This window comes from Streptomyces sp. NPDC005070 (assembly GCF_053600395.1).
Genome location: NZ_JBSFZS010000035.1, coordinates 15242 through 34465, shown reverse-complemented (window position 1 = coordinate 34465; position 19224 = coordinate 15242). Strand labels below are relative to the sequence as shown.

Genomic DNA, 19224 nt, shown 5'->3' with positions numbered 1-19224 from the left:
GTTGCTCGGGCGCCCGGCGCCGTCACCGGGCCTGATGGGGCTGGGTCCCGTTGCCGGCCAGCAGGTCGCGGGCCTCCTCGATGGGCAGCTCCGCGCCGAGGTGGGCACCCATGCGCAGCCAGTCGTGGCCGAGTTGCAGCGTGGCCCGCCAGGCGTACGCGGAGTCGAACGAGAGCGGGAAGGAGTCGGCGCCCACGGCACCGCGTACCCGGGCGATGAAGCGGCGCAGTTCCGCGCGGAGGGCGTCGCCGTCCTCCGCCGACTCCACTCCGCGCCCCAGCAGTTCCACGGCGTGCGCGCCGATCGGCAGGGTGGCGGCGGGCAGCAGGTCCATACGGCGTACGAGATCGGCGTCCGCGGGCAGTGGATTGACCCCGTGGGCGCTGAACAGTCCGCGCAGCGCGGCGTGCACGGCACGGCGTGCGGTGAGTTCGGCCACCCGGCGCTGACCGCGCCGCAGTGCTCCGGTCAGATCCTCGACGGCGTTCTCGACCACGACGTTGGACCACACCAGGGCCATGGCGGCGGCGGCGAACCGGTCGGCGGGCAGGGGCATCAGGTCGACCGAGCGGGATCCGCCGACGGCCGCGCCGCGCACCGACAGCAGTGGCTGGGCGGTGGAGGGAGGCGGGGTCAGGGGCCCGGGCGGGGCGGCGAGCGGGAGCGCGGGGAGGACGGCTCCGGCGCCCTTCCAGGCGAGACGGACCAGCCCGTAGCGCAGGAATGCGGCGAGCAGCGGGCCGGGGTCGGTGACGCCGGTGGCGGCGCTGTCGGCCAGTACGCGGGGCAGCGGCCTGCCGAGGACGAGGGAGCGCCAGACGGCTCCGGCGTCGGCGCCGAGGGCGAACACGTCGCGTCGGCCGCGCACGACGTGGATCCGTTCGCCGGTCTGCCAGGTGGTCACCTGGGCGACGCGTTCGACGGTGAGCCGCTCGGGCCGCCGGGGGACCTTGGCGAGTCCGAGGTCTTCGGCGAAGTCGAGGCAGGCGGTCAGATGGCCCTGCGCCGCATCGGCGTCGCCGGGCCGGACGACGGCGGACTCCAGTTCCCAGTAGCGGTCGCGTACGTCCGTCCGTCCCGCCCGGTCGAGCTGCATGGACAGCCACTTGGGTTCGAGATAGGTCTCGCCCAGGCCGGCCGCCCAGGACTTGACGCTCTGCACGAGCGCGGCGCGGGTCCAGTCGACCGCCTCGTCGCTCGCGCCGAGGCACTGCAGGGCCATCGCGTGCCGCAGGGACTGCCGGGCCCGGTGTGCCCACCAGTCGGCGGTGATCCGGCGGAACCTCTCGACGGGCAGCAGGGCCTTCACCTCCTCGATGAGGGTGTGGCCGCGCAGCGGATGGCTGTGCAGGATCCGCTGGCAGCGGTTGAGGAGGTCCTCGGAGAGCCGGCCCGGCCGTCCGGCTCCTTGCTCCACCGCCGTGAGCTGGTCGGCGAGTTGGCGCACGGAGCGAGTGCGGATCTCCACCCGCCTGCCGTCGACGAACAGCAGGGACGGCATGGTCGGCGGCTCGTCGTCGAAGCGGCTCACGAGCAGGAAGTCGATGTCGGAGGTGGGATTGCCGAACCCTTCGGCTATGGAGCCTTCCAGGGTCACGGCCCATTCGGTGTCCGGGGGGAGTTCGGCGAGGGACTTGTCGAGCAGGTCCTGCAGCCGTTCCTCGGTGAGAATCACGGGTGTGTCTCCGTTCGGGGGCTGTCCGGGGCGGCGGCCGAGCCGGCGGCGGGCGGGTCCTCGTTGACGGTGGCCGTGTCGGCGGGGGGCGGGTCGGCGAGGACCGTGGCCGTGCTGTCGGGGGGCGGATCGGCGAGCACCGTGACCGTCCCGGCGGCCCCGTCGACGCGCAGCCGCGTGCCGGTGCGGATCTCGGTGGTGGCGCCCTTGACCTGGACCACGGTCGGGATACCCAACTCCCTTGCCACGACGGCCACATGGGTCAGCGGGCTGCCCCGTTCGATGACGAGGGCCGCGGCCGAGGACAGCGCGGTCACCCATCCCGGGTCGGTGCGGTAGGTGAGCAGGACGCCGCCGCCGAAGTCGCGCGGGGTGTCGGTGACCACGGCGGGCCCTTCGGCGACACCGGGGCAGCAGGGGACGCCGCTCAGTTCGCGGGCTCCGCCGGGGGTGGCCGGGCCGCCGCCCCAGCCGGCCCTTTCGAGGTTGCCCCACCAGTACGGCGCGCCGCGGGTGGTGAAGCGGGACGGGGCGTGCAGCACGGTGTCGGCGGCCTGTTGCCGACGGCGCAGCACGACGAGGTCCCGCAGTTCGGTGTGGGCGATCGTGCCTTCGTAGGCGCCCTGGATCTCTTCCAGACGCAGGAAGAAGACGTCGTCCCAGGTGTCGATGGCGCCAGCCCGCGCGAGATCGCGGCCGAGGCCGCGCAGCATGCGTTTCGCCGCTCCGAAGGCGCGGGTGCGGCAGAACCTGAGCCGCTCCCGGTCGGCGAGCGCGGTGCGGGCCTTGCCCCGCACTCGTTCGTACACCAGGCGCCGCGGACGGCTCAGATGCTCGGCGAGGTAGGCGTCGGCCTCGCCGCCGCGGTCCGGTGTGCTCCCGCCGTCGCCGGGATCCGGCAGGACGTCGCGCAGCAGCGTGAAGACGCCCGCGGGGTTCTCGCGCAGGTCGGGGACCTCCAGCTTGAGTTCGTCGGGGCTGCGGTAGCCGTAGTCGGCGATGTACGCGTCGACGGACCGCAGGAAGCCGGTGTACCCGGCGTCGAGCAGGGCCTGGCGGGCCTCGGGGTCGGGGGTGCGTTCCAGCAGCGCCAGGATCCCGGCGTCGGCGCGCGCCTGGGCCGCCAACTCGCGCAGGGCCCATACCGGTTCGGCGGACTCGACCGCGCCGCCCGGGGCCGCCGCGGCCCAGGTGAACCACTCGGGCGCCTCGGGCAGCCATCTGCGGGTGAGCAGGGCGAGGAGGCCCACGGAAAGCAGGATCGTCGCGTCGAGGGTCTGCATCGGGCCCCATTTTTCGATGAGTTCCCGCTGGAGCCGCCGGAATCGGCGATAGGTCTCGTCCCCCGGCAATGCGTCGTAGTCGACGTTGTTGAAAACCGCGTATGCGCGATAGAAATCTCGATGAAACGTGTCGACGGATTTTCGGATGGTGAGAAATCTTCCGGCAAAGATGACCGTACGTGTCAGACGCGCGACCTGACCGCGCAGTCCGGGCCGGGGCGTGAACGGGTGGAGTGTGTCGGCGAGTTCGTCGGAAATGCTCTCGGCGACACCCAGGGATTTCTCCAGGACGCGCCGGTTGAGCGGGTACAGCGGCGCGAGACGCACCATGCGGTACCAGTGGAAGAGGTTGTAGTAGACCCGTCCGTGGACATGGCCGAGGAGGTACGGGGTCCACTCCCGCACCTCGCGCAGCCGCTCCCCGCGGACGCCCAGGGCACGGGCGTAGCTGTCGTATACCTTCGCGTAGGTGTCCGCGGCGAAGCTGAACGTGAGCGGGGAGACGACACCGCTGAAGCTCTCGATGATGTTGGAGTTGTCCCAGAGCCGCAGGTTCTGTTCGGGCTCCGCCGTGGCGCCGGCGGCCGGGGCGAGGGTCGTGACGGGCCGGCTCTGCAGGATCCACAGGGCGTCGTCGTCGATGGCCCACTCGATGTCCTGGGGGGCGCCGTACCCGGCGATGACGCGCGCCCCGGCCGCGTGCAGGCGGGCCAGTTGGGCGGCCGTCAGCGCGGGTCGGTCGCGGTCCTCGTCGGCGACGCGTGACACCTGGCAGCCGGGGCCGGATCCGGCGTCGTAACGCTCCCGCTTGTCACCGATGACCGTGGTCAGCGGCTCGCCGGTGACGGCGTCCAGGACGACGGTGTCGGCGTCGACGGCGCCCGAGACCAGCCCCTCGCCCAGTCCGTGGACGGCGCTGACGACATACCGGTCGGCGCGTCCGCTCGCCGGGTCGGCGGTGAACAGCACGCCGCTGACATCGGCGGCCACCATGCGCTGCACGATGACGGCGACGCCGCCGGTGTCGATCGCCAGCCCGAGCCGCTCGCGGTAGCGCAGGGAGCGTTCACAGAAGGCCGAGGCCCAGCAGCGGCGGACGTGGGCGACTACCTCGTCGAGGCCGCGGACGTTGAGGAAGCTGTCGAACTGGCCGGCGAACGAGTGGCGCGCGCCGTCCTCCTGCGCGCCGGACGACCGCACGGCCACCGCGCCGCCGCCGGCCAGACCGTAGGCCAGTCCGATGGCGTCGGTGAGGTGGTCGTCGAGCGGCGCGGCCTCGATCAGGCCGGCGATCTCGGCGGCGATCCGGCCCGCCTTCGGCTCCCAGCCGTCGGAGAGCAGCCGCTTCAGGTGCCCGTCCAGTCCGCTGGCGCGGCTGAATTCGGCGAATACGTCCAGGCCGATGATCGACCAGCGCGGTACTTGAAATCCGGACGCGGTCAGCGTGTGCAGGTTCTTCCCTTTTCCGCCGGCCCATTCGGTGATAAGGGATGCGTCGCTGGACGGTGTGAGGACGTGCGGGGACCGGTGTTCGGATCCCGTGGTGGGCGACAATGCGTTTCCCCTCCGAGGGTGGTGCTCGACCTCGCTCGAATGTTGCACAGCAGGGCCGGTCGAAAAAACTCCGGCGGGCCGCCACAGGCGTTTTTCGGTCGTCGTATCCCTTTCAAACTCTGATCACGCGCCGCTGTCCAGGAGGAACACCGGGGACCTGGACGGAAACGGGATGATCCAGCCGAAGTGGGCCCACCCCGCTCCGGTGGCGGGGTGCCTCGCGGTGGCGATACGCGGCAGTAGCACCTCGTACGTCCTCCTCGCCCCCACCCCATCGGCGCGAGGAGGGCGAGCCGGAGCGAACCGGCCCGGGAACCGCCGGGGCGCCACAAAGCCACACGTTCGGACACCAGCGAGGGTCGAGCAGAAAGGAAAGCAACAAATATTGACGCAATCAACCAGCGCTTGTAACTTCCGTCTCAGTCGCCAGGCAGCCCTGAACTCGGCTGTCCCGAGGGCGAGTTGTAGCTCCACCCTCCACTCCGGGAGCACACATGCGCAGAAGAAGATCTGCCACCTCGCGTCTCTTCCCCTCCGCCACGGCTGGTGCGTTACCCCGGCTGCACCGCGCCCTCCTGTCCGTCGGAGCCGTCCTCGGCCTCCTGGTGACCGTCCTCGTCGGCATGACCGGCGTCGCTCAGGCCGCGGGTTCCCAGCCCTGCGACATCTACGCCGCCGCGGGCACCCCGTGCGTCGCCGCCCACAGCTCTACTCGCGCGCTGTTCTCGGCGTACAACGGCCCGCTGTATCAAGTCACCCGCGTCTCCGACGGCGCGAGCGCCGACATCGGGCTGCTGGCGGCCGGCGGCTACGCGAACGCCGCCCAGCAGGACAGCTTCTGCGCGAACACGACGTGCAGCATCTCGAAGGTGTACGACCAGACGTCCCGCCACAACGACCTGTTCCCCGGTCCCGCGGGCACGGCCGGAATGGGTGCCGACCGGGGTGCGGACGCCAGTGAACTGTCCGTCACGGCGGGCGGTCACAAGGTCTACGGCATCTGGATCTCCCCCGGGGTCGGCTACCGCTCGCACGGCGCCGCGTCCGGCACCGCGGTCAACGGCCAGGCGGAAGGCGCCTACATGGTCGCCAGTGGCACCCACGTCGGCTCCGCCTGCTGCTTCGACTACGGCAACGCCGAGGCCACACCGGCCGACACCGGCAACGGCCACATGGACGCCGTGTCCATCGCCACCACCTGCTACTTCGCGCCGTGCAGCGGATCCGGGCCCTGGATCGAGGCCGACCTGGAGAACGGCATGTTCCAGGGCGACAACGGCTCCAACACCGCGAACAAGGGCAACAGCAGCACGTATGTCACCGCCGTCCTCAAGAACAACGGGCAGACCACGTACGCGCTGAAGGGCGGCAACTCGCAGTCGGGCGGTCTGACGACCTGGTGGGACGGGGCGCTGCCCACACGGGGCGGCTACCGGCCCATGCAGCAGGAGGGCGGCATCATCCTGGGCACGGGCGGCGACAACAGCAACTGGAACATGGGCACGTTCTTCGAGGGTGTCATGGTCTCCGGCTACCCGACCGACGCGGCCGAGAACGCCGTCCAGGCGAACATCGTCTCCGCGGGCTACGCGGGCCAGACCAATGTCCCCAACGGTCCGCAGGGCACCATCGGCGGCCCCGGCGGCCAGTGCGTCGACGTCGCCGCGGACGACACCGGAGTGAACGGCACCGCCGTACAGCTCTGGAACTGCCAGTCGTACGCCGAGGACCAGTTCTGGACGCACAACGCCAACGGATCGCTCGGCACCATCGGCCGCTGCCTGGACATCGTCGGCAACGGCACCGCCAACGGCACCCAGGTCGAACTGTGGGACTGCAACGGGGTCGGAGGCCAGAAGTGGGTGCAGCGCGCCGACGGTTCGCTCTTCAACCCGCAGTCCGGCCGCTGCCTCGACTCCCCCAACGGTGCCACGGCCAACGGCACCCGGCTGCGGATCTGGGACTGCAACGGCTCCGCGGCCCAGAGGTTCGCGGTCAACGCGGGCGCGCCCGTCACCGGGCCCGGCGGTACCTGCGCCGACGTGGCCGGCGACGACAACGGCTCCAACGCGACCGCCGTACAGCTCTGGAGCTGCCAGTCCTACGCGGTCGACCAGCACTGGTTCCACAGCTCGGACGGCCGACTGCACACGCTGGGCCGCTGCCTCGACATCATCGGCAACGGCACCACCAACGGCACCCAGGTCGAACTGTGGGACTGCAACGGAGCCGGGGGTCAGGTCTGGCAGCAACAGGCCGACAGCTCCCTGCTCAACCCGCAGTCCGGCCGCTGCCTCGACTCCCCCAACGGCGCCACGGCCAACGGCACCCGGCTGCAGATCTGGGACTGCAACGGCTCCGCCGCCCAGAAGTTCGCACTGAGCTGACCTCGCCGCACCGCCCACCGGCCCGGCCGGACTCGACGTCCGGCCGGGCCCGCCCGTCGCGGGTCGGGGGCGGCCGTCGCGGGTCGGGGGGCCGTTCGCGCCGGATCCGGCAGGAACGGACCCCGCACCGGCAAGCCGCACTTGACGCTGTCGGCGCCGTCTGTGGTAATCGATCCGTATGCCGAAAAATGCCCCACCGGACGCCGACGACCAGGACCGGCCCTCCGCGCGGGTACGGCTGTTCGCGGTGCTGCGCGACTCCCCGGCCGGCCGGGGATGGCGGCACAGCAAGGACATCGAACTGGGTCAGAGGTCGCTGGGCTTCGCGGCCCTCGGCTTTCTCACGCTGGTACCCCTCCTGATCGTCGTCTCCGCGGCCGATCCGGCACACGGGCGGGGGTTCGCACAGTGGCTGGGGGACGGCCTCGGGGTGTCCAGCGCCGCCAGGGACGAGGTCGCGCGGCTGTTCGCCGGGCCTGCGCAGGTGCGGCAGACCACGACGGCCTTCGGTCTCGCCGCGCTCGCCGTCTTCGGCCTGAGCTTCGGCGCAGCGGTGCAGACCGGCTACGAGAAGGTGTGGGATCTGCCCGCTGCCCGCTGGCACGCGAGATGGCGCCAGGTCCTCTGGCTCGCCGTGCTCATCGGCACCATCTACGTGACCGCGACGACGACGCTGTGGCGCCACTCGGCCGCCGGAACGGTGACCGCGGCACTGAGCGCCGTCGTGTTCTTCTGGTGGTCGCAGTGGATGCTGCTCGGCGGCAGGATCGCAGCCAAGGCCCTCCTGCCCGGCGCCGTGCTGACGGCTCTCGGCCTGCTCGGTCTGCGGTTCTTCTCGCGTCTGGTCTTCTCGCCCCTGATCGCCTCCAGCACCGTCAACTACGGCCCTTTCGGCACCGTCCTGGTCGTCCAGTCCTGGCTCGTCGGTGTCGGCGTCGTCGTCTTCGGCGGCGCGCTGGTGGGACGGCTGGCGCACGAGGAGATCATCACCGCGACAGAGACCCTTCTGCGGCGGGCCCGGCAGCGCAGGCGGTGAGTACGGGCGACCGCTCCTCGGACTCCGGCTCCCGCCGCGTCAGTTGGGCCCGCGGGTCGGAACGGTGACCTCCTTGCCCGGCGGGGACGCCTCGGACGGCTCACGGTCCCAGCGCAGGACGAGAATCGTGGCAGGGACCCCGATCAGGGCCCAGATGACCACAGCCATGACGACAGCCGTCCAGGTGTCCCAGAAATGCCCGGCACAGATCGCCGCGACGACGGGCACGGCCATCACGCCGACAGGCGTCCCCCAGCCGAGCGGGACCCGGGGAACGACGGGGCGGCCGGTGGCGAGGGAGCGGGCCCGGCGGGCGCTGCCGAAAGCGGCGATGAAAGCCAGGGCCGCCGACGAGACGGCGACCAAGGCGGCCCCGGTAAAGGCGATGGGCTCCTCATCCGGCAGTCCGTCGAGCCGCTCGCGAACTCCGCCCTGGCTGACGGAGACCACGTCGTTCCGCCACGTGGTGACGTCCACCCGTTCCCCGGGCTGGACGAGTTCGGAGAGGTCGCCGTGCGCGTCGAGGTCGATGGACTGATCGGCCGGGGCGGGAACCGGCGGCCGCAGCCATATGCGGAAGGCCTTCGACTTGCCGCTCTTGACCGTCCTGACGGAGAGGACCGTGCCGCTGATCGTGCGCAGGCAACTCGTGCCGTCGTCCCGCACCCCGGCTCCACCGGCGCACGGCCGGGCATCACGGAAAGCCGCCTCCGTGGCGACCTTTCCGGGGATGTAGAGGCTCGGCCCCACCGCTACCGCCGACAGGACCAGTCCGAGCAGGGTCCACGCCGCCGCGTGCCACCACTCCTGCCGGATCCGTGCCGAGAGCCACCGGTCCGTCGTCTGCGCAGCCACTGCTGTGTCTCCTTCGTTCCGGAGCATTAGGTCACACGCGTCCGTCCGACCGACATGGCAGGTTCCGGAAGCGTCGGCCCCGGGCTGAACTGCCGGTCCCCGGCAAGATCGCGGGCGCACGCGGGGCCGGACCCGATCGGCGGCGGCCGTGGCCCGGCCGGCGCCCCGATCAGCCGGAGTTGTAGCCCCAGCGGGCGTGGCCGTCCCTGCCCATGAAGCACTTCGCGGGGCGCCCGTCGGCCGTGGTCGCGGTGGCACCCACGGGAGAGCAGTACTGCCCGAACCCGATGCCGGACCCGCTGCCCGTGCCGCCGGTGCTTCCGCCCGACGTGCCGGAGGAACCGCTGCCGCTGCCGCCTCTCGACGTGCCGCCCGTCGTGGTGGAGCCGCTCGTGCCCCCGGTGCGCGGCTTCGGCTCGGGTTTCGGCTTCGGCTTCGGCTTGGGCTTCGGCTTCGGCTCGGGTTTCGGCTTCGGCTTCGGCTTCGGCTTGGGCTTCGGCTTGGGCTTCGGGCTGGGCTTCGGGCTGGGCTTGGCGCAGGAGTCGTCCGGACCGATCAGCCACAGGTCGGCCCGCGTCGACAGCGTGACCTCACGGTCGGGTTCCGGCCGCTGCCGGCACACCCGGCAGTCCTCGGGAAGGGGTCAGCCGATCAGTTCCGGCGTGATCCGGTGGTACCGCACCAGGAGCACGTTGAGCGCCGCGGTGATCAGGACCGCGGCGGCGATGGCGAGCAACGCGCGGCCCGTCCCCCACGGCGTGATGAGTGTGCCGAGGGCGCCGCCCGCGAAGATGCCGACGACCGTGGCGACGAGCCGGGGACGGATCGCGTGCCGCTCCGGGGTCGCGGGGACGGCTCCGCTGAGGCCGTGGATCAGGCGGACCAGCGACACCTGGGCGAGCAAGGTGGGCATGCCGGGAACGGCCGCTCGCAGTGCGGTGTCGGCGCGCAGTCCCATGGCGAAGCCGACGATGGCGATGACCAGGTTGTCCGGGTGATCGGTGAGTGAGCCGGAGCCGTGCCGCCACAGCGCTGTCGCGCCGGCGAGCGCGAGCAGTGCCCCCTCGACCGCCAGCGCGGCCGCGAACCAGTGCCGGTGGTGTGCGACGAGACCCTTGGTGGTCAGGGCGCCGGCCAGGGCACCGAGGACGAAGGCGATCAGGGCGATCGCGGGGCGGGCCACCGGCACCTGTCCCTCACCGGCGACGGCGAAGGACAGGAAGAGCACGTTGCCCGTGGCCAGGGCGGTGAAGACGTGCCCCATGGTCAGGAAACTGACCGCGTCCGCGGCACCCGCCAGGACGGTGAGGGTGGCCATGACGACGGTCCGTTGGCGTTCGCGTTGTTCGGCGGACGGTCGCGGCGCGGATTCTTCACTCATCCGGACAGTCTCGGCAACGGCGACTTCACAGGCGCGGTGACCGGGCCGACACGCGCCACGCGGAGAGCTGGTCACCCGTCGTCGAGGGCTGCTTCGGTTTCCCGGAGGTGGTGTTCGACCGGCCCGAACGAGATCAGACCGCTCCCGGCACCTGCCCGCTCTCCTGCGGCGGCGGAGAGTTCGTCGCGGGCCCGGCGCAGGACCGGCCGGTGCCCGACGGCCACCGCCGCGCGGGCGAGTACACACCACAGCGCCTCCTGCAGGAGGTCGTGCGGAGGCCGGGGTACGGCCGTGAGCGCCTGCCGGGCCCGTTCCACGGCACCGGACTCGGCCAGCAGCAGGGGGTTGAGCCACGGCCGGTAGGGACCGGCGTCGAGGTGGGCGAAGTCCTGGGGGTCGAGCGGGGCGTCACCCCGCATGACCGGGACCAGCGCCACGAGGACGGCCGCGCCCCGGACGAGGCCGGGCATGCCGCAGTCGGCGGTCTCCGCCAGGACATGTGCGTACGGGGAACGGGCGGCGGGCCAGCCGTCGGTCTCGCAGGTCCGCAGGGCGCGGTACCAGGCGGTGAACACTCCGGCGAGCGGCCGTTCGTTGCGGTACGCGAGCCGGTCGATCTCCTCGGCCTCGGCGTCCGCCGCCGCGAGCTCACCGAGGCCGGCGAGAGCCTGGAGGCGGACGATGCGGCCCAGGACTTCGTGACCGGGCATCTGGTGCTCGACGGCCAGCCGGGTCAGCTCACTGCCGAGGGCGTCTCTGGTGGCGGCCGACCCGCAGTCGGCGAACGACTGCATGAAGACGCCGTTGAGAGCGAACGCGAGGAGCGCGGGGTCGCCCAGACGGCGGGCCAGCCGGACGGCCTCCTCGGCGGCGCGTTCGGCGCGCCGCCGCCACGGTTCGGTGGTGCGGGCGTCGGCCGCCCGGGAAAGCGGCGCGTCGGCGGCGGCGTCGCCCCGTGACTCGACCGCCACGACGGACAACAGCCGGGCGCGCAGCGCGGCCGGCCCACCGGGGCCGAACCGGGCGGCGGCACGGGCGGCGGCCCGGGACAGCTCGCCGGCGCCGTCGGGGTCGTCGGCGCGGGTCCACACCGCCGGGACGTCGTAGGAGCCGATGATCCTGGCGGCCAGCTCCGCGTCGCCGGTCAGCTCGGCCGCCGCGACCAGATCCCGTCGGTGTCGGCGGGCTTCCTCAAGGCCGTCGGGGCCGGTCACCGCGAGGTCGCGGAGCAGGCCGGCGGTGGCGTGCAGCCGGGCCTTGGAGCGGGCGGGCACCGAGCGGTCCCACGAGGCCGCCGCCCGGTCCCAGACACTGTCGGCCATCCCGGCCGGTTCGGCCGCGTAGTCCGCCGTAGCGCTGAGGATGCGCGCCTCGGTCCGCGCCAGGGCGCCTCCGGGGCCACGCCCACCGCCCCCTCCCGCGAGGGCGTCGCGGGCCTGGTTCAGCGCCGCCAAGGCCTCGCCGCGCCTCCCGGCACGATCGAGTGCCGTGGCCAGCAGGACCCAGCCGTCCTCCCGGCCGGGGTGGGCGGCGACATGGGCGCGCAGGTCGGCGACGGCATCGCGGGCGGCGCCGGTGGCCAGCAGGGCGTCGGCGCGCCGCTCGACCGCGTCGAGGCGGAGCGCCTCCAGCCGGACCTGTTCGGCGGCGGCCCACGCGGCGGCGGGGAAATCGGCCAGCACCGGCCCCCGCCAACGAGCGAGTGCCTCGTCCCACAGGGCGACGGCCGCGTGGGGCGGCGCGCCGACGGCCCGCGCGGCGGAGTCCTCGAACCGCCAGGCGTCCACCGCCTCGCGGCCGGCGCGCAGGACGTAACCGGGGCCGTCGGTGACCAGCAGGCGCGAGGGCTGCCGGGGAGGGCGCCCGGGTTCCAGTGCGCGGCGCAGCGCCGCGACGAAGGTGCGGACCGCGCCCACCGCACCCGCCGGAGGCTCGTCCTCCCACAGGTCCGCGACAAGCCGGCCGACCGGCACCACCCGGCCCCGGGCGATCAGCAGGCGCCCGAGCACCTCACGGTGGCGGGGCGCGCCGAGCGGGAGGGCCGAGCCGTCGGCGTCCCAGGCGGCCACCGGTCCCAGCAGTCCGAACTCCACGCCCACGACAGGGTCCTTTCGCGGGCGGTGTTCGTCTCCGGGCATACCGCGTGGGCACTCATCGATCGCTGATCCGGGGCCCGCAACCTGGGTGACGTCCCCGGGTGACACGGACCGCCGAGCCCGGAACGTCCACTCTGCCACGAACCACAGGAGTCGCTGTGACACCCCCGAGCATCACCGGTTTCACCGAGCACCGCGTGCGCGTCGACGACGGCGTCACCCTGAACGCCGCCGTCGGCGGCACGGGCGCGCCGGTCGTCCTGCTGCACGGCTTTCCGCAGACCCACCTGATGTGGCGGCACGTCGCCGCCGACCTCGCCACCGACCACACCGTCATCTGCCCCGACCTGCGCGGATACGGCGCCAGCGACAAGCCGGCCGAGACCGTCACCGACGTCTACTCCAAGCGGACCATGGCCCGGGACGTCGTGCGCCTCGCCGCCGAGCTGGGACACGACCGGTTCGTCCTGGCCGGCCACGACCGGGGCGCCCTGGTCGCCTTCCGCGCCGCGATGGACCACCCGGACACCGTCTCCCGCGCCCTCTTCCTCGACGTCCTGCCCACCCTGGACATGTGGGACGCCCTGCACGGGGTCTCCGCCGCGGTCGGCTTCCATCTGTACCTGATGGCACAGGCCCCCGGCCTGCCGGAGGAGATGATCCGGGCGAGCGCCGACCCCTTCTTCGCCTACTTCCTCGACGTCTGGACCAAGGACCCGGAAGCCATCCCCGCCGACGTCCGCGCCCACTACCTCGCCGCGTCCGCGGCGGCCGTGCCCTCCATCGTCGCCGACTACCGCGCCTCGGCCGGTGTGGACGTGGACCATGACACCGCCGACAAGGAGGCGGGCCACCGGCTCGCCATGCCGGTGACCGTCCTCCAGCAGGACTGGGGCGCCGCCCTCGGCTACCACGCCCAGGGCCTGTGGAGCGCCTGGGCCGACGACCTGCGGCACCGCACGGTGTCCTGCGGCCACTTCATGGCCGAGGAGGACCCCGAACTGATCGCCGACGAGATCCGGGCGCTCGGCGACCGCTAGCGAAACCCGCCGATGCCCCTTCCCTTCCCGCCGCCGGAGCCCGGAGTAGTCCCTTGCCGGGAAGGGGCCCCTCTGCCGACACTGATCTCATGGCCAGGGCAACGAGGGAACCTCTACCAGGAGGCGGTGTCGTCCTGGCCGTACCGGACGACCCGTCAGACCCGCCCCTACTGCGCTTTGAGCGGGGTACGGACCGCAAGTGGATCCTCCGGCAGGGTGAACGGCCGCTGATCCAGGCCCGGTCGGAGGGGGACGGCTGCTGCCGCGACCTTCACCTGCGCCGCCTGCCCGGCCACCGCTCTCCACTGCCGCCTCTGACCGCCGCGGCGATGCGGACCGGGGCCGACTGGCCGCACCGATACGCGCTGTGGCTGGAGGAGACGGGGCTCGGCCCACTGCACCATGGGCGCTGGCTGCTGACTCCGCGCTCCACCTTCGCTCCGGGTATCTGGGATGGTGACCTCGTTCAGGACTGGCCGGACGCCACCCTCGAACTGCTCTGCGGGGGTGGCTGGCACGGTGTCCTGCCGCTGCGTCCGCTGCCGCCACCGGACGACTCGCGGGTGAAGGCGTACCGCAAGCACGCCCGGGAGGGCACCCTCGCGCCGGTCCTGCTGTGGTGGGTGTCCTTTCTGGACGGTTGGCTGCTCCTCGACGGTCATGACCGGGCTGCCGCCGCGCTGGCTGAGGGCATGCGACCGGCCTGCGTGGAACTGGTCCGCGTACCGGACGACGCCGACTGGCGGGCGACCGCCGAGGAGATCACCGAGGCGCACGAGGACCGAGTGGCGCGACTGGCCGAGCGCCCCGCGGGCCCGCACACCGCACGTGCACGGCAGGTGCTGGACCGGGGCTACGCCAACGTGATCTCCACCCTGGCGTACGACGCGAACCCCACTCCCGTGTTTGAACGCCCCCGCGACTGACCACGTCGTACTGTGCCTCTTGAGTGCCCGTGTCCAGGATTCGGGATCAAGGCCCGGCTGGATTCCGAGACCGACTGACGGAAGGCCGTCGCTGTGCGGAGACTGCTCTACGGCATGAACCTGTCCGTCGACGGCTATGTCGCCGCGCCCGGCGACGACCTCGGCTGGAGCGAGCCGAGCGACGAGCTGTTCCAGTGGTGGCTCGACCAGGAGCGGGCGATCAGCCTGTTTCTGTACGGGCGCAAGCTGTGGGAGACCATGAGCGCCTACTGGCCGACCGGCGACCAGCAGCCGGGCGCCACACCGGCGCAGATCGAGTTCGCGCGGAACTGGCGGGACACGCCGAAGGTGGTGTTCTCCTCGACGGTCGACAAGGTCGACTGGAACGCTCGCCTGGTCACCGGCGACGCGGTCGCGGAGATCACTCGGCTCAAGGCCGAGGACGGTGGGCCGATGAGGGTTGGTGGCGCGGCGCTCGCCGGGGCGGCGATGCGGGCCGGGCTGATCGACGAGTACGAGATCGTCACCCATCCGGTCCTGGTGGGTGGCGGCAAACCCTTCTTCACCTCGCTGGACAGCCGGGTGAAGCTGAACCTGGTGGAGACACGGACACTTCCCGGCGGCGTGGTCCTGACCAGGTACGAGACGCGGCGCTGAACGCGCTGGTCGAGCGGTGGGACATCGACGACGGCCAGCGACGGACCAGGTCACGTCCACAGACCGTCGGCGAATAGTGAACGCCCCCCGAGTAGATCGCCGTGTCCGTGTGGATAGGGTCGATCCGTGACGACTGAACAGCCGCCTCCGCCCTCCCGGCCCCTTCGTGTAGCCGCGGCTCAGGCATGTCCTGAGCCCGGCGATCTCACCGCCAATGTCGCCACCGCCGCCGCGATGGTGCGCGAGGCCGGGGACGCGGGCGCTCGCGTGGTCGTCTTTCCGGAGAAGTTCCTCACCGGCTACGAACCGGACCTGATCCGTGCCGACCCGGAACGCTGCGCGGTGCAGGCCGCGGGAGACGACCGTCTCGACCCTCTCCTGGCCGCCTGTCGGGAGGCCGGCACCGTCGCCGTCGTCGGCACGGCGGTGCACGAAGCCGGTCAGCTGTATGTCTCGGCCCTCGTGCTCGGCACGGACGGCACCTGGCTCACCCGCTACGACAAGCAGTTGCTGTTCAGCACCGAACAAGAGGTCTACCGCCCCGGGACGCAGGGGCTCTCGCTGGACGTCGACGGCTGGCGACTCGGCCTGGGCATCTGCTACGACTCCGGCTTTCCCGAGCATGCTCGCGCCGCGGCACTCGACGGCTGTCACGCCTACGTGGTGGGCGCGTTGTTCAGCGTCGGCAACGGCTATCACGAGTCTCGGATGTGGTTCCCGTCCCGTGCTTTCGACAACACCATGTACACGGTGCTGGCCAACCACGTCGGCTCTACGGGTGGCTGGTCCACGTGCGGCGGAAGCGCCGTGTGGGATCCGACCGGCCGCCTGGTCGTCGAGGCCGGGCCCGACAAGAGGGAACTGGTCGTCGCCGATCTCGACCCGGACCGTCTGCGCCGTGCTCGCGCCGACCACACCATGCTCAGTGACGTCCGCGGCCTGACCGCCGGGCCTCGGCAGCACCTCGCCCTGGGCGGACGGCCCGTGTAGTTGGTTCGGGCCGTCCGCTCAAGGGTGAGGCGCCGCAGCTTCGCCCGCCTCACCTTTGCCTCAGCACGCCAGAAGGGGTGTCGTCAGGTCGCGGTGGCGGCCGCGGCCGCGCGGCCCGCCTGGCGGCCGGAGAAGAGGCAGCCGCCCAGGAAGGTGCCCTCGAGGGAGCGGTAGCCGTGAACGCCGCCGCCGCCGAAGCCGGCGACCTCACCGGCCGCGTACAGACCCGGGACCGGGCTGCCGGAAGCGTTCAGGACCCTGCCCGACAGGTCGGTCTGGAGGCCGCCGAGTGTCTTGCGCGTCAGGATGTTGAGTCGTACGGCGATGAGCGGACCGGCACCGGAATCCAGGATCTTGTGGGCGGGGGCCGTGCGGCTGAGCGAGTCGCCGACGTAGGCGAGCGCGTTGCGGATGCCCATCACCTGGGCGTCCTTGGTGTACGGGTTGTCCATCTCGCGGTCGCGGGCCTCGATCTGCCGCTGGAGATCGGCGCGGTCGATGAGGTTGTCGCCGGTGAGCTTGTTCATCCCGGCGACCAGGTCGGCGAGCGTGGTGGCGACCACGAAGTCGGCGCCGTTCTTCTTGAACTTCTCGATCGGCTCCGGGCTCTGCCAGATCCGCGAGAGCAGTTTCCACACGTCCTTGTTGGTGAGGTCGGGGTTCTGCTCCGACCCGGAGAGCGCGAACTCCTTGGCGAGGATCTTCTGCGTGGTGACGAACCAGGAGTAGTCGTAGCCGGAGCCCGTGATCGACTTGAGGGTGTGGAGGGTGTCGTATCCGGGGATGTCGGGGCTGCCGAAGCGGCGGCCCCGCGCGTCGAACCACATCGACGAGGGACCGGGCAGGATACGGATGCCGTGACCGGGCCAGATCGGGTCGTAGTTGCGCAGCCCCTCGGTGTTGTGCCACATCCTGTCCGGGTTCACGATCCGGCCGCCGGCCTGCTCGGTGATCGCTGGCATGCGGCCGTCCAGGTGCGCGGGCACCCCGGTGATCATCAACTTGGCGCCAACAGAGATCCGGCACGCCGACCCACTCACGATCGACCTACAGCGCGCCGGGACCCGTTGACTCGAGGCCGTCCCCGACCGTGTGTCAGGTGGACCGGACGGCGGCCTCGTCGAGGGCCTCTCGGGCCGCGGTCTCGGCGGTGGTCCGGTCCTCGGGGATCAGGCCGATGCGGGTGCGGCGGTCCAGGAGGTCGGCCTCGTCGAGGGCGCCCTCGTGCAGTACGGCCCACAGCAGCGCGGCCCGCGTGACGGGGTGTCCGGGCACCACGGCCTCGCCGAGGCGGGGGTCCCGGGCGGCGAGGGCGTGGACGGCGGGCGCCTCGGTGCCGTAGCGACGGATCAGATGACCGGGGGCGGCCAGCGATCCGAGCCGGTGCGGGGCCGCAGCGCCGACCAGCGGCAGGGAGGCGGTCGTCGAGGGACCGGCGCGCAGCCCCCGGGCCACGACCGCGGCGTCGACGGCGTCCTGGGCCATGCGCCGGTAGGTGGTGAGCTTGCCGCCGACCACGGTGGTCACCCCGTCGTCGGAGGTGAGGACGGCGTGCCGGCGCGAGATGTCGGAGGTGCGGGCGGCCTCTCCCGAGCGTCCGGGCGCGGTGTCGAGCAAGGGGCGCAGCCCCGCGAAGGCGCCGACGACGTCGTCGCGTCGCACCGGGGTGTCCATGGCGGAGCCGACGACGTCGAGCAGGAAGCCGATGTCCGACTCCGGTACGTCGGGCACGTCCGGGAGGTCCCCGTCGACGGGTTCGTCGGTCAGCCCGACGTACACCCGGCCGTCGTCCTGCGGCAGGACGAGGACGAACCGGTTGGCCTCGCCCGGGATCGGGATGTGCAGCCCGGCGGGCAGCGGCCCGAACAGGTCGGCGCGCAGCACCAGATGAGTTCCGCGCGAGGGGCGGATACGGATGCCCTCGACGAGGTCGCCCGCCCAGACACCGGACGCGTTGACGACCGCGCGGGCCCGGATCTCGCCCTCCTCCCCCGTCAGTTCGTCGCGGACGCGGGCGACGGTCCCGCCGGTCTCCAGCACCCTGACGCGAGTGAGGATCTTCGCGCCGTGGGCGGCGGCGGTGCGGGCGAGCGCCGTGACGAGCCGGGCGTCGTCGGTCACTTTGCCGTCCCAGGACAGCAGACCGCCGCGCAGGCCCGCGGGGCGCACCGACGGCGCCAGATGACGGGCCTCCACCGCGGAGAGGCGGCGCGGCGCGGGCAGGGTGGCGCGGGAGGTGCGGGCCGCGAGGCGCAGGGTGTCCCCCGCCCGGAACCCGGCCCAGGCGAGTGAGGCCTGACCGCGTGACACCAACGGCGTCAGGGGCAGGACGAAGGGCTGGGCGCGTACCAGGTGGGGGGCGGTGCGCTCCATGAGGACACCGCGTTCGACGGCGCTCTCGTGGGCGACGTCGAGCTGCCCGGAGGCCAGGTAGCGCAGTCCTCCGTGGATGAGCTTGGAGCTCCAGCGCGAGGTGCCGAAGGCGAGGTCGTGGGCGTCGACGGCGACGACGCTGAGACCGCGCGCGGCCGCGTCCAGGGCGACTCCGGCACCGGTGGCGCCGAGTCCGACGACCAGGACGTCCACGATGCCGCCGCCCACAGCCTCGGCCAGTTCACGGCGGCGGCGGGCGGCGGAGAGCGACGATCCGGGCGCCGGGGCCGCCGGGCCGGACGGACTGCTCGTGGGACTCATGGCGTGAGGGTCCTCTCCAGAAGGGTGCGCAGTTCGTCGAGAAAGGCCGTGCTGGTCAGTTCGGGGTCGTCCTCGTCGGTCATGGTCCGCAGCGACAGGGTGAAGGACTGGACCACGAGCAGCACGGCACGGGCCTGTCGTCTCGTCGGGGCGAGCCGCACCGAGCCGTCCGCGTGCCCCTCCGCCAGGGCGTCGGCGAGGAGTCCCAGGAGGGCTTCCTGGCTGGCTCCGCGGCGGTCCAGGACGTAGGGGAGCAGGAGTTCGGGGTCGACGTCGATGATCTTGCGGAAGAGCGGGTGGGCCCGGAAGCCCTCGACGCCGGCCACCAGACCGTCCACGATCTGGGCCCGCGTCGGCCTGTCCGGGTGGGGCTCGGGCATGGCGCGGGTCGCCACGTCGATCCACTCACGGGTCATCAGATCGCCGACCAGCGTGCGCACATCGGGCCAGCGCCGGTAGAGCGTCATGCGCGAGACACCGGCGCGGCGGGCCACGTCGGTGAGGGTCGTACGCCGGACTCCGACCGCCAGGACGCAGTCGCGTACGGCGTCGAGGACGGGGTCGCCGTCCGAGTGCTTGTGACGAATAGGCGTCATGTGTAACAGTGTAACGCCCTGTGCGGCCGTCCGGGAGACGGCACGTCCCGACCG

General features: G+C 72.3%; 14 protein-coding genes and 1 pseudogene. 6 read left to right on the top strand and 9 right to left on the bottom strand.

The annotated features are described in order from the left end of the window. Positions 1-22: 22 nt before the first annotated feature. Positions 23-1675: a hypothetical protein gene (locus tag ACWEBX_RS14535; RefSeq protein ID WP_451885192.1), complete on the bottom strand. Its 1653-nt coding sequence runs from the start codon at positions 1673-1675 to the stop codon at positions 23-25. Beyond that, positions 1672-4512 (bottom strand): phosphoenolpyruvate synthase, encoded by a 2841-nt coding sequence (locus ACWEBX_RS14530; RefSeq protein WP_451885191.1) that lies wholly within the window; start codon positions 4510-4512, stop codon positions 1672-1674. Before ACWEBX_RS14530 ends, ACWEBX_RS14535 begins: the two co-directional genes overlap by 4 nt. A 494-nt stretch (positions 4513-5006) precedes the next feature. Between ACWEBX_RS14530 and ACWEBX_RS14525 the strand changes: the two genes are divergently transcribed. Then, the gene (locus tag ACWEBX_RS14525; RefSeq protein WP_451885190.1) at positions 5007-6899 is read left to right on the top strand and encodes an arabinofuranosidase catalytic domain-containing protein; all 1893 of its coding nucleotides are present in this window, start codon (positions 5007-5009) and stop codon (positions 6897-6899) included. Between the two features lie 178 nt (positions 6900-7077). After that, on the top strand, positions 7078-7935 hold the full coding sequence (locus ACWEBX_RS14520) for a ribonuclease BN (RefSeq protein WP_451885189.1): 858 nt from the start codon (positions 7078-7080) through the stop codon (positions 7933-7935). 39 nt (positions 7936-7974) lie between these two features. Here ACWEBX_RS14520 and ACWEBX_RS14515 read toward each other — a convergent pair whose 3' ends face one another. The 4 genes from ACWEBX_RS14515 to ACWEBX_RS14500 form a co-directional block, all read right to left on the bottom strand. Continuing rightward, positions 7975-8790 carry a hypothetical protein gene (locus ACWEBX_RS14515; protein WP_451885188.1) on the bottom strand — a complete coding sequence of 272 codons (816 nt, stop codon included), beginning with the start codon at positions 8788-8790 and terminating at the stop codon, positions 7975-7977. Between the two features lie 169 nt (positions 8791-8959). Then, a complete protein-coding gene (locus tag ACWEBX_RS14510; RefSeq protein ID WP_451885187.1) occupies positions 8960-9412 on the bottom strand; it encodes a hypothetical protein in 453 nt (150 codons plus the stop codon). Between the two features lie 21 nt (positions 9413-9433). Further along, entirely contained in the window at positions 9434-10171 is a 738-nt protein-coding gene (locus ACWEBX_RS14505) for a YoaK family protein (protein ID WP_451885186.1), read from the bottom strand. A gap of 71 nt (positions 10172-10242) precedes the next feature. Beyond that, positions 10243-12270, bottom strand: a complete 2028-nt coding sequence (locus ACWEBX_RS14500) for a BTAD domain-containing putative transcriptional regulator (protein WP_451885185.1) — start codon at positions 12268-12270, stop codon at positions 10243-10245. Between the two features lie 155 nt (positions 12271-12425). Here ACWEBX_RS14500 and ACWEBX_RS14495 point away from each other — a divergent pair, with 155 nt between their 5' ends. From ACWEBX_RS14495 to ACWEBX_RS14480, 4 genes are all read left to right on the top strand, one after another. Continuing rightward, positions 12426-13307: an alpha/beta fold hydrolase gene (locus ACWEBX_RS14495; protein WP_451885184.1), complete on the top strand. Its 882-nt coding sequence runs from the start codon at positions 12426-12428 to the stop codon at positions 13305-13307. 89 nt (positions 13308-13396) lie between these two features. After that, entirely contained in the window at positions 13397-14233 is an 837-nt protein-coding gene (locus ACWEBX_RS14490) for a hypothetical protein (protein ID WP_451885183.1), read from the top strand. A 93-nt stretch (positions 14234-14326) separates the two neighbouring features. Further along, positions 14327-14890, top strand: coding sequence for a dihydrofolate reductase family protein (locus tag ACWEBX_RS14485; protein WP_451885182.1), 564 nt, complete (start codon positions 14327-14329; stop codon positions 14888-14890). A gap of 126 nt (positions 14891-15016) precedes the next feature. After that, positions 15017-15880 (top strand): carbon-nitrogen hydrolase family protein, encoded by an 864-nt coding sequence (locus tag ACWEBX_RS14480; RefSeq protein WP_451885181.1) that lies wholly within the window; start codon positions 15017-15019, stop codon positions 15878-15880. A gap of 83 nt (positions 15881-15963) precedes the next feature. Here the strand turns inward: ACWEBX_RS14480 and ACWEBX_RS14475 are convergent. The 3 genes and pseudogenes from ACWEBX_RS14475 to ACWEBX_RS14465 all read right to left on the bottom strand — a co-directional run. Next, positions 15964-16884 (bottom strand): annotated as a pseudogene (locus ACWEBX_RS14475) (FAD-binding dehydrogenase); the annotation flags it as partial. A 91-nt stretch (positions 16885-16975) separates the two neighbouring features. After that, entirely contained in the window at positions 16976-18574 is a 1599-nt protein-coding gene (locus ACWEBX_RS14470) for a glycerol-3-phosphate dehydrogenase/oxidase (protein ID WP_451885180.1), read from the bottom strand. Further along, positions 18571-19170 (bottom strand): TetR/AcrR family transcriptional regulator, encoded by a 600-nt coding sequence (locus ACWEBX_RS14465; protein ID WP_451885179.1) that lies wholly within the window; start codon positions 19168-19170, stop codon positions 18571-18573. The genes ACWEBX_RS14470 and ACWEBX_RS14465 overlap by 4 nt, the downstream gene beginning before the upstream one ends. Positions 19171-19224 lie beyond the last annotated feature (54 nt).